The following is a 22964-nucleotide window of genomic DNA, read 5'->3' on the forward strand; positions in this document are numbered from 1 at the left end:
CTACTTCTCGGCGAAGGCGCGTTCGACCACGAAGTCGCCCGGCGTCGACGTGTTGCCTTCCTTGAAGCCGCGCGCCTCGAGGATGTGCTTGAGGTCGACCAGCAGGCCCGGGCTGCCGCACAGCATCACGCGGTCTTCGGCGGCATTGAGCGGCGGCAGGCCGAGGTCGTCGGTGAGCTTGTTGCTCTCGATCAGCTCGGTGATGCGGCCCATGTTGCGGAACTCCTCGCGCGTCACGGTCGGGTAGTAGAGCAACTGCTTCTCGATCAGYTCGCCAAGGATCTCGTGGCGGGGCAGGTGGTCGGTCACGAGATCGTGATAGGCCAGCTCGTCGATCTGGCGCACGCCGTGCACCAGGATGACCTGCTCGAACTTCTCGTAGGTGTCGGGGTCGCGGATGATGCTCATGAACGGCGCCAGGCCGGTGCCGGTGCCGAACAGGTAGAGCCGCTTGCCCGGCAGCGTGTAGTCGRTCAGCAGCGTGCCGGTCGGCTTGCGGCCGACGATGACGGTGTCGCCGACCTGGATGTGCTGCAGCTTCGAGGTCAGCGGACCTTCCTCGACCTTGATGCTCAGGAACTCCAGGTGTTCCTCGTAGTTCGGGCTCACGATGCTGTAGGCCCGCAGCAGGGGCTTGTCGTTGACCTTCAGGCCGATCATCGTGAAGTGGCCGTTCGAGAAGCGCAGGGCCGGATCGCGGGTGGTCGTGAAAGTGAACAGGCGGTCGGTCCAGTGGTGGACGCTCAGCACGCGTTCTTCGCTGAAAGCACTCATGGTTTCTTCTCCGTCGGTAGGGGCGGCGCCTCTCGCAGCGCGACTTTCATGTAGTGAATGCTACATCAAAGTGGAGTGAATGCTACACAAACTGTGCAATGACCGCAAGCTGCCCAGGGTCCGCGAGGACGCGCCATTTGCCAAGGTCTGCCACCGCCACGGAGATCGTCGCGCGCACCCGACCCGCCAGCAGGCGAAAATCCACGGAATGCACCGACACAGACTTCCGCAGATACCCATCCAGGCGCTTGGCGCTGCGGCCCTGGCAGCCGCCGTCCTGGCGGGCTGCGCCTCCTCCGCGCCATCGACGGCACCGGCGTCGGACCCGCCGCCCGCTCCGGCCGCAACCGCCCGGCCGGCGATGCCGCCCCCGACCCCGAAGCCCACGGGCGCGGACGATGCGACGCTCCAGCAGGGATTCGGACGCTGGGTCGCGGACTTTCGCGCCACCGCGCGCGAAGCGGGCATCAGCGAGGCGACGCTTCGCGCTGCGTTCGACGACGTGCACTACCTGCCGCGCGTTGTCGAACTGGATCGCGCCCAGCCCGAATTCACGCGCACGGCCTGGGACTACCTCGACAACACCGTGACGCCCCAGCGCGTCGCGCTGGGCCAGGACAAGCTGCTGCAGGTTCGCGGCGAAGCCGATGCGGCGGCCGCGCGCTACGCCGTGCCGCCCGGCATCGTGGTCGCCATCTGGGGCATGGAGAGCAACTACGGCAGCAACTATGGCAGCACCCCGACCGTCGATGCACTGGCGACCCTGGGCTTCGAGGGCCGCCGCGAGGAGTGGGCGCGCCGTGAATTGCTCGCGGCGTTGAAGATCCTCGACCGGGGCGACATCGACCGCGATCACATGATCGGCTCCTGGGCAGGTGCCATGGGCCAGACACAGTTCCTGCCGTCGAATTTCCTGGCCTACGCGGTGGATGCCGACGGGGACGGCCGGCGCGATATCTGGGGCAGCATGGCCGACGTCACGGCCTCGACGGCCAACTTTCTCTCGAAGTCGGGCTGGAAGGCGGGCCAGCCTTGGGGCGTGGAGGTGCAGTTGCCGACGGGCTTCGACCACGGCCGTGCTGACGCTGCCGTGCGCCAGTCCAGCGCGCAATGGGCCGCCGAGGGCTTGCGAAGCGCGGACGGCCGGCCGTTGCCGGACTTCGCGGATGGCTCGATCCTGCTGCCCGCGGGTGCGCGCGGCCCCGCCTTCCTGGTCGGACCCAATTTCCGCGCGATCCTGCGCTACAACAACTCGACCAGCTATGCGCTCGCGGTCGGTCTGCTTTCACAGCGGCTGACCGGCGGCCCCGGCGTGCAGGCGCCCTGGCCGCGCGATCTGGCGGCGCTTTCACGCACTGAGCTGCTGGAGCTTCAGACCGCCTTGAACCAGCGCGGCTTCGCCGCCGGCACGCCCGACGGCATGATGGGGCCGGCGACCCGCGACGGGATTCGCCGGTATCAGCGCAGTGTCGGCCTGCCCGCGGACGGCTACCCGAGCGCGGCCGTGCTGCAGCGCTTGCGTGAGCCTTAGGGCATGCGGGTTCCGGCTACAGCGCACCCGCCGGCCTGTCGCCGCGTTCCGAGAGTTTTCGCTCCAACGCAGCCATCCCGGCAGGGACATTGAGAGATGCGCCGTTGGCCTCCATGCTCAGCCCCAGCGCATGCAGGGTGCGAAAGAGATGGTGTTCCCTGCATTGCTCGCCCATCTGCCCGATGCGCAGAATGTTGAGTCCGAACGACCCTGAAATCTCCACCTTGTGCGTGCTCGACATGTGGCTCCGGACGCGGTCCGCCGCCACGGCGGAGGGCACGTTGATGCCCACCACCGAGTTCAGGCGCGAGGGTGCTTCGACCAGCAGCGTCAGGCCCATCGCTTCGATGCCGGACTGGAGCGCTTCGGAACAGACGCGATGGCGCCGGAAGCGGGCGGACAGGGTCTCTGCGCAGACCAGGCGGAGTGCCTCGTGCAGCGCGAGGATGCCCGACACCGGCGCGGTGTAGTGGTAGGAGCTCTGGTTCCAGAACTTGTCCGCCAGCTTCGCGTCCAGACACCAGTGCGGCAGGGTGTCCTGTCGCCGTTCGATCGCCTCCCAGGCGCTGTGGGAAAACGCAAGCAGCGAAACGCCCGGGATCGACGACAGGCCCTTCTGTCCCCCGGTGATGACGGCATCGATCTGCCAGTCGTCCATCTCGAGCGGCATGGTGCTCAGCGTGCACACGGCATCCACGATGACCAGGCACCCATGCGCCTTGGCGAGTCGTGCGATTTCCTGCAGTTCCCGGTTGAGGACCGTATTCGAAGTTTCGCCCTGGACAATGGTCAGCACGTCGTACTTGCCGGTGCGCAGGCGCGCTTCGACCTGAGCGGGCCGGGCGCTGGCGTTGTCCTCGACCGGGAGGACGTCGACATGGCCGCCCACCCGACGTGCCATCTCCGCCATGCGCTGGCTGAAAAAGCCGTTGGTGACGCTGAGGACGGTCGTGCCCGGCGCCACCAGATTGGTGATGGCCATTTCCATCGCGGCCGACCCGGGGCCCGCCACGCCCAGGACATGCGGCGAGGCGGTCTGAAACACATAGCGGCCCATGTTCTTCACCTGCTCGATGACCTTGCTCATGGTCTCTCCCAGGTGATTGATGACGATGGAGTTCGCATACGCGACGCGATGGGGAATCGGCACGGGGCCGGCGCCCATCATCAACAAGGGTTCGTCCGGCAGGATGCTTTCGAGAGGACTGATGTGCGGCGGAGGCAGATACGTCACGAGTTGGCTTGTGGAGGTTGGGGTGGAGTCGCATGCATTCCGGGCAGCGGAATGCGTCTGGCAGTCTACCCGGGGTGCCGGCGCGCGTGCCGGTAGGTCGCAAGTTCGAAGGCTTCGTACGCGGCCAGGAAGCGGGGCTCGCCAAACGGCAGTGACTGTGTCATCAGTACCGCCGCGATGTCACGCGCGGGATCGATCCAGTAGTGGGTGTTGAGCACACCGGCCCACCCCTGTGATCCCGGGCCGCGCATGCCGGGCGCGCCATCCTCGAAGCGCATGAACGCGATGCCGTGCGTCTTGCGCGTACCGGGCAGCAGGTCCACGTCGGCACTGATCGGCGGTGCCGCCGTCTTGAGCGGCGGCACCTGCAGCACGCCGATGTGATTGGACAGCATCGTTGCCACGCCGTTCTCGCTGAGGAGGCGACGGCCGTCGAGCACGCCGTGGTTGAGCACCATGCGCAGAAAGCGGAGGTAGTCGCCGGCCGTGGAGTACAGCGCATGGCCCATGCCGTACACCTCGGGGTTCGGCGGGGGCGAGATCGCAAAGTCGGCGAATCGGCCGTCCTCGCCGCGGATCTTGACACCGGCGAGCCGGTCGCCCATGGACCGGTCCGGCTCGAAGGCGGTATCGCGCATGCCCAGGGGTTCCAGGATCTCCTCACGACAGAACTGGTCGATGCGCCGGCCGTCGACGGCCTGCACGACGAGTCCGAGCCAGTCGATGCCGATGCCGTAGTCCCAGCGCTCGCCGGGCTCGAAGGTCAGCGGGTAGAACATCGCCGCCTGGGTGCCCGCCAGAATGCCGGGCGAGCCGGTGGCCTGCTGGTAGCGCGAAATGAGCGGATTCCAGAACTCGTAGCTGAGGCCGGAGGTGTGCGTCGCGAGCTGGCGCACCGTGGCGCGACGCGCCGGCTTGCGCAACACCGGGCCATCCGGGCCGATGGACTCCAGCAGCCGCATTTGGGCAAACTCGGGAAGCAACGATTCGACCTCGGCGTCGAGCGACAGCCGGCCGCGGTCCACGAGCAGCATCGCGGCCAGGCCACCGATCGCCTTGGTCATCGAGAAGATGCGAAACACGGTGTCTTCCCCGGCAGCGCGGCCCGGGTTGGCCTCGCCTGCGCTGCCGCTCCATACGGTGCCATCGCGGTTGCCGATCATGGCCACTGCGAAAGGCAGGTCTTCGCGCGCCACAGCGCTGAGGATCACGTCGTCGAGTTCGTTCATTCTGTCTCCGTGTCACGGCCCTCGATGCGGGGCCGATACGCGAGGAGTCTAGGAACGCGAACCGGTCGCAACGCGCCGTTGCGTGCCCGTGTTTGGGTCTGTTCGTGCCAGCCGCACAGGCGTCGCGCGGACCTCAGGGCCGCGCAGAAGCGCGGAAGTCGCGCGGGCCGACGTGGCGCAGGCGCCGGAACTGGCGCGCAAAGTGCGAGCCGTCGAGGAAGCCGCAGCGCCGCCCGATCTCGGCAATCGTCAGATGCCTGAATCTGCGGTCGACCATCAGCCTGGCGGCCTCGTCGATGCGCACCTGCATCAGCGTTCCGGCGAAGGTGTGCTTGCGCGCCGCGAAGGCACGGTGCAGGCTGCGCAGCGAAACCCCGCAGTCGAGCGCGATGTCCGATGCGACCAGCCCCGGCTCCGAAAGACGCGCGCGGATCGCGTCGACGCCGCGCTCGAAGGGACCGCGTTGCACCCTGGCATCGAGCCTCTCGCTGCCGCTGGCCAATGCGAGCAGCGCACCGAGCTGGTCCTCCACCAGTCGGTCGGGCAGCGGCAAGCGGGCCAGCGCACGGGGGACCAGGGCTTCCTTGGCGCCTCGCAAGGCGAGGCCCCAGCCGTCGGTGGCCTGGAGTGGCCTGCCGACGAGCCTGGCCGGGTCGGGAATCCAGCGTTCCAGCCAGCCGATCGGCATCTCCACGGACAGATCGTCCAGCCCCGCACCGAACCCGAATTCGTACGGGATGCGCGAATCGACAAGGACCGATTCGCCCGGCTGCACCAGGTGGTCGTGCCCGGCATGCCGGATGCGCCACGCGCCACGAGGCTGCGAGATGAGGTAGTAGGCGTTCTTGTCGCCCCGGGCGATCTCCACGGGATCGCGGCTCACGCGCTGAGGCGATCCTTGCACCTGGAACGGCACGATGCATGCCAGCGGGCACAGCTCGATGCGACCGAAGAATTCATGCGGCTCGGTCGGAACCAGATCCATCTCCACGACCGACTGGTGGACCGAGTCTCGCCAATAGCGCGCACGCTGGTCGGGCGCAACCTCTTCAGTGGATCTGAAGTGCAAGGCTCGCATGCATCCTCCTTCCAGGCGCAGGTTCACTGCTGGCTCGCCTGCAGCATCGCCGCCATCTTCTGATGGATCAGGTTGACCGCCTTCAGGGGTCGCAGCATCACCTTGAACTCGGTGATCCTGCCTTCGTCGTTCCACTTGATCATGTCGACCCCGTTGATGCCGATGCCGTCCAGCTCGAGCTCGAACTCGAGCACCGCGTCCCGCTCTCCCGTGAGCTCTCGAACGTAGCGGAACGAGGGGTTGAAGAAGACCTGAAATGCGGCGGCGAGGTACTTCTTCGTGATGGCTTTGCCGACTTGCGGCGTGTGGACCACCGGTGAATGGAAAGTCGCTTCGTCGGCAAGCAGCGCGTCGAGGCCTGGCGCGTTGCGTTCCCTGACGAGTTGATGCCAGGCGGCGATCGGGCTGGATGACATGATTGGTTTCCCCCAACAATGCGGATGAGGCCGCGACTCTGCCCCGGACCGGCCGGAAAGACAAGCGCCGCTCACGCGGGCTGGGCGGTCCGCGAGCGGCCTTTCCCCGACTTGGCTTCCAGCACCTCGCCCAGCACGCGGACGCCCGCATCGACGGCCGCCGCCGGCACGCTGCCGAAGCCCAGCACCAGGCCGTTGTCGCTGACCGGCGTGATCGCGAAGCGGCCGATGGGCGAGGTGCTGACCTGGCGCAGGTCGGCGTCGTGCGCCGCCGCGGTCTCCGACACGTGGGCCGGCAGTCGTGCGATGGTGTGCAGGCCGCCGTGCGTCGGCACGATGTCGAGCAAGCCGGCGAGGCGCCGCTGGCAGGCTTCGGCCAGGGCCTCGTAGCGTTCCAGGTACAGGTGCCGCATGCGGCGCAGATGGGCCGAGAAATGCCCCTCGTCGATGAACTCGGCCACCACCGCCTGGGTGTGCGACGGCACGCCCTGCAGGAAGTGGCTCATGATCGTGCGGAAGGTATCGACCAGGGCCGGCGGTGCCACCAGGTAACCCAGCCGCAGCGCCGGAAACAGCGATTTGCTGAAGGTGCCGACATAGATCACCAGACCGGTCGTGTCCACGCTCTTGAGCGTCGGCAGCGGCCGGCCGCCGAAGAAAAACTCGCCGTCGTAGTCGTCCTCGATGATCCAGGCGCCCGCCCGCTCGGCGGCATGCAGCAGCGCGAAGCGGCGCTCCAGGCTCATCACGCTGCCCAGCGGCTGCTGGTGCGAGGGCGTCACGAAGGCCAGCCGGAAGCTTGGCGCCAGGCGCAGGCCCTCTTCGACGCACAGGCCTTCGTCGTCGACCGGCACCGGGACCAGCTCGGCACCGGTGGCGATCAGGCTGTTGCGCGCGCCGATGGCGCCGGGGTTCTCGAACCAGATCTTGTCGCCCGGATTCAGCAGCGTCGAGCCGATCAGGTGAAACGCCTGCTGGGCGCCGCCGACGATGAACAGCTGCTCCGGGTCGCAGGTGATGCCGCGGTTGGCGCGCAGGTGCGAGGCGATGGCGCGCCGCAGTTGCGGCGAGCCGTTCGGGTCGCCATAGCCCATCAGTTCGTCGCGCCCGCCGCGCAGGTACTTGGCGGACAGGCGCGCCCACTGCGCGACCGGGAAGGCGTCGAAGGCCGGCAGCGCCGTGGTGAAGGCGCGTGCCACATGCGGCAGCCGCTGGCGAGTGCCGAAGCGCTGCACCGCCTGCGTCATCACCGTCGACAGCACCGGCGACGCTGCCCGGACGGCCGCGGCCTGCGATCTCGCGGGCATCGGGCGGCTCGCGCCCAGGGCGGCGCTGACGAAGGTGCCGGCACCGGTGCGCGACTCGACCAGTCCTTCGGCGGTGAGCCGGTCGAAGACCTCGATCACCGTCGTGCGCGACACCCCGAGGTCGCGCGCCAGGGTGCGGCTGGCCGGCAGGCGGTCGCCGGCCTGGAAACCGCCGGTCAGGATCATCTCGCGCAACGCCACGCAGACCCGGGTGCTCACCGGCTGATGGGACGAGGGGTCGATGCGCAAGGACAGCAGCAGCGATCCGCCGGCACGTTTGACCATCGCGTCTCCTGATTGTGGTTTTCAAAATGGTATCAGCCAAACATCAGAATGGACCTGTCTCCAAGGCCACTTCACGCGGACCATCTGGCCATTCCAGTCCCGGCACAGGCACCAGCTTCATGAAGATCCAGAAGATCGAGACCTTTTGCAACCTGCATGTCGGCTTCGTGCGCGTGACCGCGGAAGACGGCGCGCAGGGCTGGGGCCAGGTGTCGCCCTACAACGCCGACATCACCGCGCAGGTGCTGCACCGGCAGGTCGCGCCCTGGTCGCTGGGGCGGGGCGGGGAGGACCTGGATGCGCTGGTCGACCGCATCGCCGAGCGCGAACACAAGTTTCCCTGCGCCTACCTGTACCGCGCGATCGGCGGCCTCGACACGGCGCTGTGGGACCTGCGCGGCAAGCGCGAGGGCCGGAGCGTGTGCGAGCTGCTGGGCGGCACGCCCGGCCGGCTGCGCGCCTATGCCTCGTCGATGAAGCGCGACATCACGCCTGAGGACGAGGCCCGCCGCATGCTGCGGCTGCGCGACGCGCACGGATTCGACGCCTTCAAGTTCCGCGTCGGCGCCGAATGCGGGCACGACGTCGACGAATGGCCCGGCCGCACCGAGGCCATCGTGCCCACGATGCGCCGCGCGCTGGGCGACACGGCCGCGTTGCTGGTGGACGGCAACAGCGGCTTCTCGCCCGCGCGTGCGATCGAGGTCGGACGCCTGCTGGAAGACCAGGGCATCGAGCACTTCGAGGAGCCCTGTCCCTACTGGGAGCACGCGCAGACGCAGCAGGTGCGTGAGGCGCTGAAGCTCGACGTCACCGGCGGCGAACAGGACTGCTACCTGCCGATGTGGAAGCACATGATCGCCACGCACACGGTGGACATCGTCCAGCCCGACGTCTGCTACGTCGGCGGCCTCGCGCGGACCCTGCGCGTCGCTGCGATGGCGGCGCAGGCGGGCCTGCCGTGCACGCCGCACAGCGCCAACCTGTCGATGGTCACGGTGTTCACGATGCACCTGCTGCGGGCGATACCCAACGCCGGCAAGTACCTGGAGTATTCGATCGAGGGCCCGGACTACTACCCGTGGCAGGAGGGGCTGTTCGTGCACGCGCCGTACGAGGTGCGCGACGGGCACGTCACGGTCCCCGACGAACCCGGCTGGGGTGTGGAGATCGATCCCGAATGGCTGGCGCGGTCGCGCTACCAGGTGTCGGAGCGCGCCGCGTGAACGCCGGGCTCCAGGCGCTGGTGCGCGAGGCACAGGCCACCGGCTGCATCGCCGACCTGCCCGGTGAGCACTTCATCGACGGCCGCTTCGTCCCCGCGGCCCGCGGTGGGCGCATGGAGACCTTCGACCCGGGGACCGGCGAGGCCTTCGCCTCCTTCGCGGCCGGCGATGCCGACGATGTGGACGCCGCGGTGCGCGCCGCACAGGCGGCCCTGCGCGGGCCTTGGCGATCCATGACGCCGGCCGAGCGCGGCCGGCTGCTGTGGCGCATCGCCGGGCGCATCCGCGCCTCGGCCAACCGGCTGGCCGTGGCCGAGACCCTGGACTCCGGCAAGCGGCTGTCCGAGGCGCTGGGCGACGTGGCCGGCGCCGCCGCCACCTTCGAGTACTACGCGGGGGCCTGCGACAAGCACCAGGGCGACAGCATCCCGCTGGGCACCGACCATCTGGCTTTCACGCTCAACGAACCGGCCGGCGTGACGGCCCACATCATCCCGTGGAACTACCCGCTGTCGACGGCGGCGCGCGGCATTGCGCCGGCGCTGGCGGCCGGCTGCACGGTGGTGGCCAAGCCAGCCGAGCAGACGCCGCTGACCGCGCTGATGCTGGCCGAGCTGTGCGCGCTGGCCGGGCTGCCGGCGGGAGTCTGCAATGTGGTCACCGGCACCGGTGCGGCAGCCGGCGCGGCACTGGTCCGGCATCCGGGCGTGCAGCACATCAGCTTCACCGGCTCGGTCGCGACCGGCATCGACGTGATGCAGGCGGCGGCGCCGCACGTCACGCGGCTGGTGCTCGAACTGGGCGGCAAGTCGCCGGTCGTCGTGCTGGCCGATTGCGACATCGAGCAGGCGATCGAAGGCGTGCTGGGCGCGATCTACGAGAACGCGGGGCAGATCTGCTCGGCGGGCTCGCGCCTGGTGATCGCGCGCGAGATCCACGAGGCCTTCGTCGACCGGCTGCAGGCGCGCGCGCAGGCCATGCCGTTGGGGCACGGCCTGCGCGACTGCGGCATGGGGCCGGTGAGTTCGCTGGCGCACCGCGACAGGATCGCGGGCTACGTGAACCGGGCCCGCGAGCGCGGCGTCAGGGTGCGCACGGGCGGGCAGGCCTGCGCCGATCCGCAGACCGGACGCGGCTGGTTCTACCCGCCCACCATCCTCGACGACGTGCCCGCGCTGGACGAGGCGGTGCAGCACGAGATCTTCGGCCCGGTGCTGGCGGTGCAGGTGTTCGACGACCTGGCGCAGGCGGTGGCATTGGCCAACGGCACGGCCTACGGCCTGGTCGCCGGCGTCTACACGCGCAGTTTTGCGGCAGCGCACCAATTGGCACGCGACATCGATGCCGGGCAGATCTTCATCAACGAGTATTTCGCGGGGAGCATCGCGGTGCCGTTCGGCGGCAACAGGCGATCGGGCTTCGGCCGCGAAAAAGGCCTGGAAGCCTTGCGCAGCTACAGCCGGATCAAGTCCGTGGCGGCCAGGATTTCCTGAATGGAACTGGTATGGCGAAGTTTCGAGAATGGCACTGTCCGGCCGACCACCCGGTTTCTAGACTGCGCCACGATGGGGGAACACCGTGCAAGATCGACCGACAAGGAGTGAAGCAATGAAGAGCCCTTTGATTCGCAGGCGCCTGACGCTGGGAGCGCTGGCCGTGATGGGCGCGTTGCTGGCGCACCCGGCCGCCGCGCAGCAGCAACTGACCATCGTGTCCTTCGGCGGCGCCTTCCAGGAAGCGCAGATGAAGGCCAAGTGGGCGCCCGCTGCCAAGGCCCTGGGCATCACGCTCAAGGAAGAAACCTACACCGGCATCGCCGACCTGCGCCTGAAAGCCAAGGCCGGCGCCGTGACCTGGGACATCGTCGGCAGCGGCGCGGGCAGCGCCGCGCGCGCCGGTGCCGAAGGCCTGCTGGAGCCGATCGACTACAAGACAGTGGACGTCTCGACCTTCGGTCCCGGCCTGGCGTCGGAGTTCTGCGTCGGCGGCACGGTGTTCTCGAACGTGTTCGCGTTCAACACCAAGACCTATCCGGACGGCCGTCCGCAGCCGCAGACCTGGGCCGACTTCTGGGACGTGAAGAAATTCCCCGGCAAGCGCTCTTACCGCAACGCCGTGGCGGGCTCGCTCGAACCGGCGCTGATGGCCGACGGCGTGCCGCCCGAGAAGGTCTACGAAGTGCTGTCCGCCCCGGGCGGCATCGAGCGCGCCCTCAAGAAGATCAAGGAGCTCAAGCCCCACATCGCCGTCTGGTGGTCGTCGGGTGCGCAGCACGCGCAGCTGATGAAGGACGGCGAGGTCGACATGGTGACCGGCTGGAACGGCCGCTTCGACGGCGTCATCAAGGACGGCGGCAAGGTCAAGTACGGCTACAACCAGGCGATCCTGGATGTCGACTGCTATGCCGTGCCCAAGGGGGCGCCGAACCAGGCGCTGGCCATGAAGTTCCTAAACGAGATCGGCAAGCCGCAGTACCAGGCCGAGCTGGTGAAATTCATCAACTACGGGCCCACAAACAAGAAGGCCTTCGAAGGCAGCGCGATCGATCCGGTCGTGGCCAGGGGACTGCCTACTTATCCGGACAATGTTTCGAAGCAGATGCTGCTCGACGCCGGCTGGTACCTGAAGAACGAGGCCCGGGCGGCGCAGCTGTACCAGAACATGCTCACCGAATAGCGCTTGCGGCCTCGGCTCCGCGATACTCGACCAGGGGCCCGCCCGACGGGCGGAGACTTCTCTTCCAGAAAGCAGGTTGATGCATGGTGCGCAATTCGTCGCTGCCGATCTCGATGCGGCAGGTGACCAAGAAGTACGGCAATGTCTTCGCACTGGACCATGTCGACCTGGACATTCGCAGCGGCGAGTTCCTCACGCTGCTGGGGCCTTCCGGGTCGGGCAAGACCACCCTGCTGACCGTGCTGGCCGGCTTCACCCGGCCCGACCACGGGAGCCTGAAGTTCGGCGATGCCGAGATGATCACCACGCCCCCGCACAAGCGGGGTGTCGGCATGGTGTTCCAGAACTACGCGCTGTTCCCGCACATGAGCGTGGCCGAGAACGTGGCCTTTGCGCTGCGGCTGCGCGGTGTCGCGCGCAGCGAGAGCGCCGAGCGCGTGGAGAAGGCGCTCGACATGGTGCGCCTGGGCGGCTTCGGCGCCCGCGGCATCGACCAGTTGTCGGGCGGCCAGCGCCAGCGGGTGGCCCTGGCACGGGCCATGGTGTTCGAGCCGCGCATCATGCTCATGGACGAGCCGCTGTCGGCACTCGACAAGCAGCTGCGCGAGCACATGCAGATCGAGCTGCGGCAACTGCACGACAAGCTCGGCATGACCACCGTCTACGTGACCCACGACCAGCGCGAGGCGCTCACCATGTCGGACCGCATCGCGGTCGTGAATGGCGGCCGCATCGTGCAGCTCGACACGCCCCGTGCGATCTACGAGCGCCCGGCCCATCGCTTCGTGGCCGAGTTCATCGGTGAATCGACTTTCGTGCCGGTGACGGTGGTGCAGGGTCACGTGCGGCTGGCCGAGCGCACGCTGCGCGCCGCCGAGCATCCGGGCGTCGATGGCGCGCGGCTGCTGATGTTGCGGCCCGAGCGGCTGCGGCTGCTGGACGCGGGGCCGGTGCAGGCCCCCGACGGGCTCAATGTCTTCGACGGCCGGCTGGTCGCGCAGGTCTACCAGGGCGACAGCGCCCTGTTGCATGTGGCACTGGACGGCGGCACGATGGTCTGGCTGCGGCATGCCACGCACGGCACGGGCAAGGCCGCACCGGAGCCGGGCGCCGCGGTGCGGCTGGGCCTGAGTCCGCAGGACACCGTGCTGCTGCCGGCCGAAGGTTCGGCGGCATGACGGCGTTGACCGCGGCGCATGCCGGGCAGACCCACGCGCAGCCCATCGCGACGCCGAACGCGCAAGCGCTGCGCCGCGTCGCGCAATGGGAACGCCTCGGGCTGCTGGGGCTGGTGGCGCCGGCATTGCTGCTGATCGCCGTCACCATGCTGGCGCCGGTGGGCTGGCTGTTCTACCTGTCGCTGTTGTCGGACGACGGCCAGTGGAGCTTCGAGCACTACCAGCGGATGTGGGAGCAGCCCTCGTACTGGCGCACCTTCGCCACCACTTTCCAGGTCAGCCTGATGACCACCGGCCTGTGCATGCTGATCGGCTATCCGCTGGCCTACTGCCTGTCGGAGCTGCCGCGGCGCGCGGCCAACCTCTGCATGATCGCGGTGCTGCTGCCGCTGTGGACCTCGCTGCTGGTGCGCACCTATGCCTGGCTGGTGCTGCTGCAGCGCAAGGGCCTGGTCAATGGCTGGGGCATCGCGCTGGGCTGGTGGGACGAGCCGCTGGCGCTGGTGCACAACCTGACCGGCACGCTGATCGGCACCGTGCACGTGATGCTGCCGTTTCTCATTCTTCCGCTGTACTCGGGCATGCGCGCCATCGACCGCGACTACCTCAAGGCCGCGGCCAACCTGGGCGCCTCGCCGGCACGCAGCTTCTGGCTGGTGTTCCTGCCGCTGTCGCTGCCCGGGCTGACCAGCGGCGCCGTGATCGTCTTCATCCTGTGCCTGGGCTTCTACATCACGCCGGCCGTGCTCGGCGGGGGCAAGGTGATCATGGTGTCGAGCCGCATCGCCAACGACATCGAGGTGTTCTTCAACTGGGGCGCGGCCAGCGCGCTGGGCGTGGTGCTGCTGGTGCTCACGGTGGCGGTGATCCTGGCCGCGTCCAGGCTGATGGGCGCGCGCGGTTTGCTCGGCGGGCAGGAGGTGCGATGAGCGTGCCCGACTGGCTCAGGCATCCCGTCACGCAGACCCAGGTCACCCGCGGCCAGCGCCTGTGGCTCTACGCGCTGGCGGCGCTCGTGATGCTGTTCCTGGTGATTCCGACCCTGATCGTGATCCCGATGTCGTTCTCGGCTTCGCAGTACCTGGAGTTTCCGCCGCGCGAATGGTCCATCCGCTGGTACGCGAGCTACTTCGCCTCGTCGTCCTGGATGCAGGCGACCGCCACCTCGCTCAAGGCGGCCGCGCTGACCACGCTGGTGGCGACGCCGCTCGGCACGATGGCGGCCTATGGCCTGCACGCCTCGCGCTGGCGCTTCGCGGGGCCGATGACGATGCTGCTGCTGACGCCGATGGTCGTGCCGGTGATCCTGATCGGCATCGGCGTGTTCTACGCCTACGTGAAGCTCAAGATGGTCAACACCCTGCTGGGCCTGGCGCTCGCGCACAGCATGCTGGCGGTGCCGGTGGTGATGATGGTCGTCGCGTCGGCGCTGAAGTCCTTCGACCTGAACCAGGAACTGGTGGCGCGCAGCCTGGGCGCCTCGCGCGCCCGGGCCTTCTGGCTGGTGACCCTGCCGCAGATCCGCTTCAGCGTGGTGACCGCGGCCGTGCTGGCCTTCCTCACGTCGTTCGACGAGGTCATTGTGTCGCTGTTCGTCTCGGGCGGCGACCACTCGACCCTGACGCGCAACATGTTCAATGCGCTGCGCGACCAGGTCGACCCGACCATCGGCGCCATCTCCACGCTGATCATCGCCGTGACCTCGCTGCTGCTGGTGTTCACGCAGTTCGTGGGAAAGCGCGTTTGATGCGCACTGAAGGCGCCATCGCTTCGTGACGGAATTCGACTTCATCGTCATCGGCGCGGGCTCGGCGGGCTGCGTGCTGGCCAATCGCCTCACGGCCTCGGGGCGCCATACCGTGCTGCTGCTGGAGGCCGGCGGCAGCGACCGGCGCTTCTGGCTCAAGGTGCCGATCGGCTACGGCAGCTCGTTCTACAACCCCTCAGTCAACTGGATGTACGGCACCGCGCCCGATGCCGGCCTGGCCGGGCGCGAAGGCTACTGGCCGCGCGGCAAGGTGCTCGGGGGCTCCAGCAGCATCAATGCGATGGTGTTCGTGCGCGGCCAGCCGGCCGACTTCGACGAGTGGGCCGGCATGGGGAACGCCGGCTGGGGCTGGGACGACGTGCTGCCTTGGTTCAAGAAGCTCGAAGACAGCGACCATGGCCCCAGCGCCTGGCGAGGTGTCGGCGGGCCGCTGCATGTCAGCGACGTCACGCACGCGGTTCATCCGCTGTGCCAGGCCTATCTGCGCGCCGGCTCGGAGCTCGGCCTGGCGCTCAACGGCGACCTCAACGGCGCCAGCATCGAGGGCGTCGGCACCTACCAGATCACGACCCGCAACGGGCTGCGCGAATCGGCCAGCACGGCCTACCTGCATCCGGCGATGAAGCGCGCCGCGCTGACCGTGCGAACCGGTGCGCAGGCGACGCGCATCCTCTTCTCCGGCACGCAGGCCTGCGGCGTGCGCTACCTGATGGGCGGCCAGGCGCATGAGGTTCGTGCGCGGCGCGAGGTCATCCTCTCGGCGGGCGCGATCAACTCCCCGCAGCTGCTCCTGCTGTCGGGCATCGGCCCGGCCGCGCAACTGCAGGCGCACGGCCTGCCCGTCGTGGCCGACCGGCCCGCGGTAGGGCGGAACCTGCAGGACCACCTGTGCATCGACCATCTCTACCGCTCGCGCGTGCCGACCCTCAACACCGAGCTCGGGCCCTGGGGGGCCAAGCTCTGGGCGGGCCTGCGCTACCTGGCGGCCCGAAGCGGGCCGCTGGCGCTCAGCGTGAACCAGGGCGGGGGCTTCGTGCGCTCGCGCCCCGGGCTGGACCGGCCCAATCTGCAGCTCTATTTTTCTCCGTTGAGCTATCTGCGGGCCCGTGCCGGCAAGCGCGAGCTGATGCGCCCCGACCCCTATCCCGGCTTCCTGCTCGGTGCCCAGCCGTGCAAGCCGACCAGCCGGGGCCATCTGCGGCTGCAGGGGCCCGACCCGCTGGCGGCGCCCGTCATCACGCCCTGTTCGCTGGACACCGAGAGCGACCGCCGAGACATGCTCGAGGCGACCCTGTTCCTGCGCAGGCTGGCGGCCACGCCGGCCCTGAGCGCGGTGATCGAGAGCGAGCTGATGCCGGGAGGCCAGGTCCGCTCGCACGAGCAGATGATCGAAGACATCCGCCAGCGCGCTTCCACGGTCTTTCATCCGGTGGGCACCTGCCGCATGGGGCCCGATCCGCTGGATTCGGTCGTCGATCGCCACCTGCAGGTGCACGGCGTGCAGCGGCTGCGCGTGATCGATGCCTCCGCATTTCCGACGCTGCCCTCGGGCAACACCAATGCGCCGACCCTCATGCTGGCCGAGAAGGCCGCCGCCGGGGTGCTGGCCGATCACGAGGAACAGAGCCTTCGATGAACCACGCTGCCACCGATCTCCTGGCCGATTGCAAGCTGGCGCCCTATTGGTGGGACGACGTGCCGCGTCCGGCGATTGCCGAATCGGCGCTGCCCGGCACGGTGGACGTGGCGGTCGTCGGTGCCGGCTACACCGGCCTGCATGCGGCGTTGCAGACCGCGCGCGGCCAGCGTTCGACCCTGGTGCTCGACGCGGAGGAGGCCGGCTGGGGCTGCAGCACGCGCAACGGCGGCCAGGTGTCGACCAGCATCAAGCCCGGCTTCGACCTGCTGGCGCGCCGGCACGGCACGACGCGGGCCTTCGAGATCCTGAAAGAAGGGCAGCGCTCGCTGGCCTTCATCGGCGACTTCATCCGCCGCGAACAGATCGACTGCGACTTCGGCGCCGTCGGCCGCTTCCATGCGGCGCACAACGCCGCGCAGTACGAGGCCCTGGCCCGCAGGGTCGGCGAGCAGCCCTGGGGCCTGGAGGTCGACGCCCACATGGTGCCGCGGGCCGAACAACGCCGCGAGCTCGGCTCCGACGCGTACTGGGGCGGGGCGGTGTACACGCAGCATTGCTCGGTGCACCCCGCGCGCTATCACCAGGGCCTGCTGGAGCGCGCGCTGGCTGCCGGCGTGCAGGTGGCGCCGCGCACGCCGGTGGCGCGCATCGAAAGGCAGGGCGAGCGCTTTCTCGTGCATACCGCTCGCGGCGCCGTGCTGGCGCGCGACGTGGTGGTGGCCACCAATGGCTACACCGGCGCCGCCACGCCCTGGCTGCAGCGCCGCGTGATCCCCATCGGCAGCTACATGATCGCGACCGAGGAACTGCCGCCGGGCCTGATGGACCGCCTGATCCCGAAGAACCGGATCGTCAGCGACACGCGCAAGGTCGTCTACTACTACCGGGCCTCGCCGGACCGCAAGCGCATCCTGTTCGGCGGCCGCGTCTCGCACCAGGAAACCGACCCGCGCGCCAGCGCGCCCAGGCTGCACGCCGACATGGTGAAGGTGTTCCCCGAACTCGCGGGCACGCGCATCAGCCATTCGTGGTGCGGCTTCGTGGCCTACACCTTCGACGAGCTGATGCATGTCGGCAAGCACGAGGGCATGCACTACGCGATGGGCTATTGCGGCGCCGGCGTCGGCACCTCGAGCTATTTCGGCATGCGCGTGGGCCAGCAGGTGCTGGGCCTCGCCGAAGGGCGCACCGCGCTCGACGGCCTGGCCTTCCAGACCCGGCCGCTGTACCGCGGAAACCCCTGGTTTCTGGCGCCGTCGGTGCTCTACTACCGCTGGCGCGACCGCCGGCCCATCTGATATCAGCCGGCCGCGGCGCCGCGCCCGAGCAGGGTCGTCAGCTCGCCGCTGTCGACCAGTTTCTGCAGCTCGGTCGATCCGCCGATCAGCACACCCCTGACGAACACCATCGGGATGGTCGGCCAGCCGGTCCACATCTTGAGTGCGTTGCGCTCGCGCCATCGGCTCAGATAGCTGCCGTACTCGAGGTAGAAAAACGGTTGCTTCGCCTGCTCGAGGATCTTGCGCGCCTTCCTTGGAAACGGATTCATCGCCATGCCGACTACCACGATGTCGTTGGCCTCGATCGCCTCCATGACCTCGCGCACGATGGCCTGGCGGTTCTCGGCCAGCCGGGTGCGGATGGCGGGATGAATGTGGGCTTCGTCGAGGACGGGACGGGACATCGGTGACTTTCTCTGGGTTGCGAAGACGGGATCCGTTGCGGATCGCCTGGCCCTCGGGGGCGCGGCCGATTCTGCGCTACCCCATCCGCTGCCGATAATCTTGCGCCCGACCCCATGGCGACGGAATGCGTAATAAGCTCGCCGATCGAACGAACCTGATCTGGCGTCTTTCATGATTACTCAAGCGGAGCTCGTGCTCCTCAAACTGCGCGAATTGATCCTCAACGGCGAATTCCTGCCCGGCACTGCACGCTGTCACGCCCATCGGTCTTGACTCGATCGCCTGGGCGCCGCGGGATCTGCGATGGGGCAATGATCTCGCAGGTGTAGCCCTTGGCCTTCAGCGCACGCTGCAGTCCGAACCCTGTCGGTCCAGCCTCGTACACGATGTGCAATTGCTCCGCGGTACCGACCTTCGCCAACACCTTCAGCAGCTTGTTTACGTCATGCGTGACCTTGCCGATCAAGCGCCCGGGCGCTCGACCTGGCTCGGCCGCCGCCACGCTGATGCTGTCCTTGTGGACGTCCAAACCCACGTGAATCTTGCTACGCTCTTGCATGGCCGGTCTCCTTGTTGCTGACGACGCAAGTCACAGCATGTAGCTCTGCGTTGTTGGACGCAACCTACGATGTTGGAGACCGGCCGCCTGGCGGCGACCATCATGTCTAGATCTGCGCGCAGAACCCCGGTATTTGGGCCTCGTTCACTCACACCGAAAGCTAGGTGGCCAACACCATCTGATCGGCGCCAACGAACGGAAGCGCGATCGCCATCGGCGCAAAGCACGACGATGAAACCTTGGGCGTCGACGGCCTGTGGGCTCCCTGGAAGGACCGGCGACAGGGGAATGGCGCATCAGTTTCGCGTCCGAAACAGTTGAGCTAACACTCACCCGGCAGCCACTGGTCGTTGAGCTGCTTGGGCTGACCCTCACCCCAGAATCTCTCCATCGCTTGCATCCGGCTGGAGCGCTCCGTGGTGAGATAAAGGCCGGCCTTACACAAATTCGAAAAGGGGAAAACCCTAGATTGGGGAAAGATGCTTTACCACTAAATTAACCTCTACGCACGTTGGTCAATATGTCCGACGTGGCGTTGACCTACGGCTTTTTTGCACGTGAGCCGATTCGCGGCGCAGTACCGGGAGCAGTTCGGCGGTAGTCCATCCGAAACGTTGCGGCGCCTGCAATTGATGCCGTGGCGGTCACCACACCGCCGTCTTTGTTCGTGCGGGAGTGAATACCTGCAGGAAGCGATTAATCTCGCCTGCCGAAAGAGAACATTCGGCTGCTCGACCAATGCTTGGCGCAACCTGCTTGCCCGCACGTCATTCGCCGCCTGGGCAGCCTCGGGCGGGGAGGGGAAACCATGCTGACCATTCTTGACACAGAGACCTTCGATCCTGGTTTGCGCTTCGCCGTGTTCCAGCAGGCGGTGTGCCAGATCGCCTACCTTGGCGCATACCGCTCGGGCGACAAAGCGTTCAACGCCCGCATCCGGCGTAGCCAGGTGGGGTTCTGCGAGTTCTCCTTCGTCGACTTCGATGCAGTGACGATCGAACGCAGGTTGGGGGATATCGAGCGCGACCGCCAGAATGACTATCTTTTGGCACTGCACGTCGGCGGCAGTGTGCGCATGAGACACCTGGACCGCGCCATCCATCTCCACCAAGGTGACTTCGCGATCTTCGACAGCGCGCTGCCCTACCTGATCGAGGCCGACAGCCCCGCCCAGCGCATCGTTGCGCGCTTTCCGCGCAGCGAGTTCGCGCGCCGGGGCCTGGCCACAGAGGCAGTGTGCGGGCGTGTCTACAGTGGACAGCAGGGAACCAGCGGACTGGCGTCACGCCTTCTGCGGGTTCTGGCCGGAGAGCCCGCCGACCTGGTTTCGGAGGCCGGGCATTCGCTCACCACCACCTTGATCGACCTGATCGCGGAGGCCGAGAGCGAGGACGGTGCCGTTGGCCCGCTCAGTCTCTCGCGCGACCACATCCTGCGGCGAACCCGCACCATCGTGCTGACCCACCTGGCGGATCCGGAACTGTCCGTTGCGCGGGTTGCAGAACTCGCGGGCATTTCCGTGCGCTACCTCCACCAGGTCTTCGGTGCCACGGGGACGACACTGCACAAGTGGATGGAGGACGAACGCCTGCAACGGGCCGAGCGGGCCTTACGAAGCCGGCACCAGCGCCAGCGCACCATCCAGGAGATCGCGTTGGGCTGCGGCTTCAACGACCCGGGCCATTTCGGTCGCCGCTTCCTCAAGAAGTACGGCAAGACGCCGAGCCAACTGCGTGCAGGCAGCCAGGGGCATTGAGCCGTCCGGGTCAGCGCGCTGTCGCCGAGCCGCGTCCATCGGGCGCGCCGACGGTCGTGGGCGCATGCGCCGGGCTGTTGCGGACCAGGAAATCCAGCACGGCCCGCTCGAAGCCAGCCGGACTCTCGATGTTCAACAGGTGCCCGGCGTCGGGCAGCAAGGTCAGCTCTGCCTGCGGGATGAGGCCGGCGATCTCCCGCGACATGTCCAGCGGCGTGAGCGGGTCGCTCGCGCCGCAGACGATGTGAGTGGGCACGCGCACGTGGTCCAGGCGGCTGTCGGTGTCCTCGCGCACCAGAGCCTCGATGCTCTTGATGTAGCTGTCCTTGTGCAGGCGGGCCATGCTGTCCACCAGTTGCCGGAAGGCGGCCTCGGTGGCGCGGGGGCCGAGCAGCGAGCGCGCCACGGGCTCAGCGATGTCGGCCGGCTCCAGCCCGTTGAGCAACGGCTCCTTGCGCGAGCGGACGAACTCGGCCTTTGCCTCGTCGCTGAAGCTACCGAAGCCCCTGAAGGTCGCGCACAGGGTCAGCGTCAGCAGGCGGCCAGCATGCCGGCGCGCAAAGTCCAGCGCGATGCGACCGCCCATTGACAGCCCGACCACATGGGCGCGCTCGGCGCCGAAATGGTCGAGCACACGCGCCAGGTCGTCGGAGAAGTCGCTGAAGCGCAGCGCGCCATCGTAGTCGTCGCTGTCGCCGTAGCCCCGGGCATCCCACGCCGCGGCGAGGAAGCGCTGGCCGAAGATGGGCAGGTTCCCGCGCCAGTTGCACCGGTTGCCGCCGACGCCGTGCAGGAAGACGACGAGCTCGCCGCTCCCCATGTGGTCGAGGGCGATCCGCGGGGCTGGCCCGATCCGGACTGTCTCTATATAGGACATGACTGAAGTCCCCTGGTGGTCAAGCCTCGCGCTGTCGCGCGGGGTCTTCGTGCACCCAGCTGAACAGCTCGGCGTTGCCGAATGGCAGATACTTGAGGCCGCTGTCCTGGTCGACCCGCACCTGCACCAGCGCTGGCTTGCCGGAGGCCTGGGCGCGCTGGAGCGCGGGCGCCAGTTCCTCAATGCGTTCGACGTATTCGCCGTGGCCGCCGACGCCCTGGATGAGCTGGTCAAAGCGGGTGTAGGCGAACCGGGCTTCAGGCGTCTCGCCCATCTTGTGGTGCAGCGCCGCCAGTTCGGCGGCATAGGACTGGTCGTCGTTGACGATGACGATGACCTGCACATTGTGGCGCACCGCGGTCTCGAGCTCCATGAGGTGCGGGCCCAGTCCGCCATCGCCGGTCACTAGCACCACGGGGCGATCACCGACGGCCAGCTTGGCGCCGATGGCGTGCGGCAGGCCGGCGCCCATCAGGCCGAACGTCACGTTCCAGAGATAGTCGTTGCTGCGCTGCTCGAAGGCGTCGTTGACGTAGACGCCGGTGAGGCCGCATTCGGTGACGATGACCGCGTCGTCCGGTACGGCCTCGCGCGCCACCGCCATCAGCTCGTAAGGATGGATCGGATGCCTGCCGCGGGCCTCGTCGATGCGGCGTTGCCGCTCCTGCAGGAAAGCTGCACGCCACAGCGCGAGCTTGGGATGCGGTGGGCGTCCGCCGGTCGCGCGCAGCGCCGCCACCAGCTGCGGCAGCACGTCCGGCAGCTTGCCCAGCAACGCCAGGTCGACCGGCCGGTTCAAGCCGAAGGCCGCGGGGTCCTGGTGGATCAGGATCCACTTGCGGTCCGCGTCGCCCTTCGCCCAATGGCGCTGGCGGCCGTAGTTGACGTGTTCCGGAATGTCGGTGCCGATGGCGATCACAAGGTCGGACGCATCAATGACCTCGCGTATGGTGTCGCTGCTGAAGTTGATGAAGTGGTCGTCGGACTCGGCCACCGTACCGCGCGCCGTCATCGGGCTGGTGGCCGGGCAATTGACCAGGCGCGTGAGGGCATGCACTTCGGCGAAGGTTCGCGTGCTCTGGATTTCCTCGCCGGCCAGGATCAGGGGTGAGCGCGCCGACTTAATCAGACGCACTGCCTCCTGCAGCGCCGCATCGGCCGCCGGCTGGTGCTGCAGGCGGTAGCGTGCCGGCGACGCCAGCGGGCCGTATGTCCATTCCTGCTGATGGCCTTCGTAGTCGACTTCCAGGTACACCGGGCCGGGCCGGCCGTTGAGGGCTTCGCGAAAGGCGTGCTGCACCATCTCGTCGACCTGGCGCGGATGTAGGATCTTGCCGGACCATTTGCAGATGTCGCGAAACGCCGGCCACAGCGTGTCGCCATGCAGGAAGCGGCCGGTGCGCACACCGGTGGTCGACTCATGCTGACGCGAGGCGCCGACCAGCACCACCGGGATGTTCTCCGCGCGGCAGCTCACGGCACCGGGCAACATGTTGGCCGCGCCCGGGCCCTGTGCGCCCATTGCCACCTGCGGCTTGCCGGTGAGGCGGTAGTAGGCCGCTGCCATGAAGACGCCCGCCGACTCGTGACGCGCGCCCACCATGCGCAGCCCCTTGCGCAGGGCGTGCTGCTGGATGTCCATCAGCGAGAGTTCGCCGTGACTGAAGAGGATCTCAACCCCCTCCTGCAGGAAGTTCTGCACGATCCGCTCCCCGGCGGTCATTCTGGTCTTATCCGACATCGATG

At 68.0% G+C, this 22964-nt stretch carries 20 protein-coding genes; 10 read left to right on the forward strand and 10 right to left on the reverse strand.

Annotation, left to right across the window (positions count from 1 at the left end):
- A complete protein-coding gene (locus tag AC1DYK_RS04465) occupies positions 1 to 774 on the reverse strand; it encodes a ferredoxin--NADP reductase (RefSeq protein WP_478165157.1) in 774 nt (257 codons plus the stop codon).
- A 208-nt stretch (positions 775 to 982) separates the two neighbouring features.
- Between AC1DYK_RS04465 and AC1DYK_RS04470 the strand changes: the two genes are divergently transcribed.
- A complete protein-coding gene (locus tag AC1DYK_RS04470; RefSeq protein WP_478165158.1) occupies positions 983 to 2305 on the forward strand; it encodes a lytic murein transglycosylase in 1323 nt (440 codons plus the stop codon).
- 16 nt (positions 2306 to 2321) lie between these two features.
- On the opposite strand, the gene AC1DYK_RS04475 is transcribed toward AC1DYK_RS04470, so the two are convergent.
- From AC1DYK_RS04475 to pdxR, 5 genes are all read right to left on the reverse strand, one after another.
- Positions 2322 to 3473, reverse strand: coding sequence for a pyridoxal-phosphate-dependent aminotransferase family protein (locus AC1DYK_RS04475; RefSeq protein ID WP_478165311.1), 1152 nt, complete (start codon positions 3471 to 3473; stop codon positions 2322 to 2324).
- Positions 3474 to 3604: 131 nt separating this feature from the next.
- Positions 3605 to 4768, reverse strand: coding sequence for a serine hydrolase domain-containing protein (locus tag AC1DYK_RS04480; RefSeq protein WP_478165159.1), 1164 nt, complete (start codon positions 4766 to 4768; stop codon positions 3605 to 3607).
- Positions 4769 to 4901: 133 nt separating this feature from the next.
- The gene (locus AC1DYK_RS04485; protein WP_478165160.1) at positions 4902 to 5846 is read right to left on the reverse strand and encodes an AraC-like ligand-binding domain-containing protein; all 945 of its coding nucleotides are present in this window, start codon (positions 5844 to 5846) and stop codon (positions 4902 to 4904) included.
- 23 nt (positions 5847 to 5869) lie between these two features.
- A complete protein-coding gene (locus AC1DYK_RS04490) occupies positions 5870 to 6262 on the reverse strand; it encodes a nuclear transport factor 2 family protein (protein WP_478165161.1) in 393 nt (130 codons plus the stop codon).
- Positions 6263 to 6333: 71 nt separating this feature from the next.
- Entirely contained in the window at positions 6334 to 7854 is a 1521-nt protein-coding gene (pdxR, locus tag AC1DYK_RS04495) for a MocR-like pyridoxine biosynthesis transcription factor PdxR (protein WP_478165162.1), read from the reverse strand.
- A 119-nt stretch (positions 7855 to 7973) separates the two neighbouring features.
- On the opposite strand from pdxR, the gene AC1DYK_RS04500 reads away from it, so the two are divergent.
- The 8 genes from AC1DYK_RS04500 to AC1DYK_RS04535 all read left to right on the forward strand — a co-directional run bounded on the left by AC1DYK_RS04500 (position 7974) and on the right by AC1DYK_RS04535 (position 17639).
- Complete coding sequence (locus tag AC1DYK_RS04500) at positions 7974 to 9080, forward strand: mandelate racemase/muconate lactonizing enzyme family protein (RefSeq protein WP_478165163.1); 1107 nt, start codon at positions 7974 to 7976, stop codon at positions 9078 to 9080.
- The gene (locus AC1DYK_RS04505) at positions 9077 to 10573 is read left to right on the forward strand and encodes an aldehyde dehydrogenase family protein (protein WP_478165164.1); all 1497 of its coding nucleotides are present in this window, start codon (positions 9077 to 9079) and stop codon (positions 10571 to 10573) included. The genes AC1DYK_RS04500 and AC1DYK_RS04505 overlap by 4 nt, the downstream gene beginning before the upstream one ends.
- 115 nt (positions 10574 to 10688) lie before the next feature.
- Positions 10689 to 11756: an ABC transporter substrate-binding protein gene (locus AC1DYK_RS04510; RefSeq protein ID WP_478165165.1), complete on the forward strand. Its 1068-nt coding sequence runs from the start codon at positions 10689 to 10691 to the stop codon at positions 11754 to 11756.
- 83 nt (positions 11757 to 11839) lie between these two features.
- The gene (locus tag AC1DYK_RS04515) at positions 11840 to 12934 is read left to right on the forward strand and encodes an ABC transporter ATP-binding protein (RefSeq protein ID WP_478165166.1); all 1095 of its coding nucleotides are present in this window, start codon (positions 11840 to 11842) and stop codon (positions 12932 to 12934) included.
- The gene (locus AC1DYK_RS04520) at positions 12931 to 13863 is read left to right on the forward strand and encodes an ABC transporter permease (protein ID WP_478165167.1); all 933 of its coding nucleotides are present in this window, start codon (positions 12931 to 12933) and stop codon (positions 13861 to 13863) included. The genes AC1DYK_RS04515 and AC1DYK_RS04520 overlap by 4 nt, the downstream gene beginning before the upstream one ends.
- The gene (locus AC1DYK_RS04525) at positions 13860 to 14681 is read left to right on the forward strand and encodes an ABC transporter permease (RefSeq protein WP_478165168.1); all 822 of its coding nucleotides are present in this window, start codon (positions 13860 to 13862) and stop codon (positions 14679 to 14681) included. The genes AC1DYK_RS04520 and AC1DYK_RS04525 overlap by 4 nt, the downstream gene beginning before the upstream one ends.
- A gap of 25 nt (positions 14682 to 14706) precedes the next feature.
- The gene (locus AC1DYK_RS04530; RefSeq protein WP_478165169.1) at positions 14707 to 16338 is read left to right on the forward strand and encodes a GMC family oxidoreductase; all 1632 of its coding nucleotides are present in this window, start codon (positions 14707 to 14709) and stop codon (positions 16336 to 16338) included.
- Positions 16335 to 17639, forward strand: coding sequence for an NAD(P)/FAD-dependent oxidoreductase (locus tag AC1DYK_RS04535; protein WP_478165170.1), 1305 nt, complete (start codon positions 16335 to 16337; stop codon positions 17637 to 17639). The genes AC1DYK_RS04530 and AC1DYK_RS04535 overlap by 4 nt, the downstream gene beginning before the upstream one ends.
- 2 nt (positions 17640 to 17641) lie before the next feature.
- Here the strand turns inward: AC1DYK_RS04535 and AC1DYK_RS04540 are convergent, their stop codons facing one another.
- Together AC1DYK_RS04540 and AC1DYK_RS04545 are read right to left on the reverse strand one after the other, a co-directional pair.
- A complete protein-coding gene (locus AC1DYK_RS04540) occupies positions 17642 to 18025 on the reverse strand; it encodes a glutaredoxin domain-containing protein (protein ID WP_478165171.1) in 384 nt (127 codons plus the stop codon).
- Positions 18026 to 18246: 221 nt separating this feature from the next.
- Positions 18247 to 18585 carry an IS110 family transposase gene (locus AC1DYK_RS04545; RefSeq protein WP_478165172.1) on the reverse strand — a complete coding sequence of 113 codons (339 nt, stop codon included), beginning with the start codon at positions 18583 to 18585 and terminating at the stop codon, positions 18247 to 18249.
- Positions 18586 to 19393: 808 nt separating this feature from the next.
- Here AC1DYK_RS04545 and AC1DYK_RS04550 point away from each other — a divergent pair.
- Positions 19394 to 20341 carry a helix-turn-helix domain-containing protein gene (locus AC1DYK_RS04550; RefSeq protein WP_478165173.1) on the forward strand — a complete coding sequence of 316 codons (948 nt, stop codon included), beginning with the start codon at positions 19394 to 19396 and terminating at the stop codon, positions 20339 to 20341.
- A gap of 10 nt (positions 20342 to 20351) precedes the next feature.
- Here the strand turns inward: AC1DYK_RS04550 and AC1DYK_RS04555 are convergent, their stop codons facing one another.
- Positions 20352 to 21218: an alpha/beta fold hydrolase gene (locus tag AC1DYK_RS04555; protein ID WP_478165174.1), complete on the reverse strand. Its 867-nt coding sequence runs from the start codon at positions 21216 to 21218 to the stop codon at positions 20352 to 20354.
- A 19-nt stretch (positions 21219 to 21237) separates the two neighbouring features.
- Positions 21238 to 22959, reverse strand: a complete 1722-nt coding sequence (locus tag AC1DYK_RS04560) for a thiamine pyrophosphate-binding protein (RefSeq protein WP_478165175.1) — start codon at positions 22957 to 22959, stop codon at positions 21238 to 21240.
- Between the last annotated feature and the right edge of the window lie 5 nt (positions 22960 to 22964).

This window comes from Variovorax sp. P2_H12 (assembly GCF_056403395.1).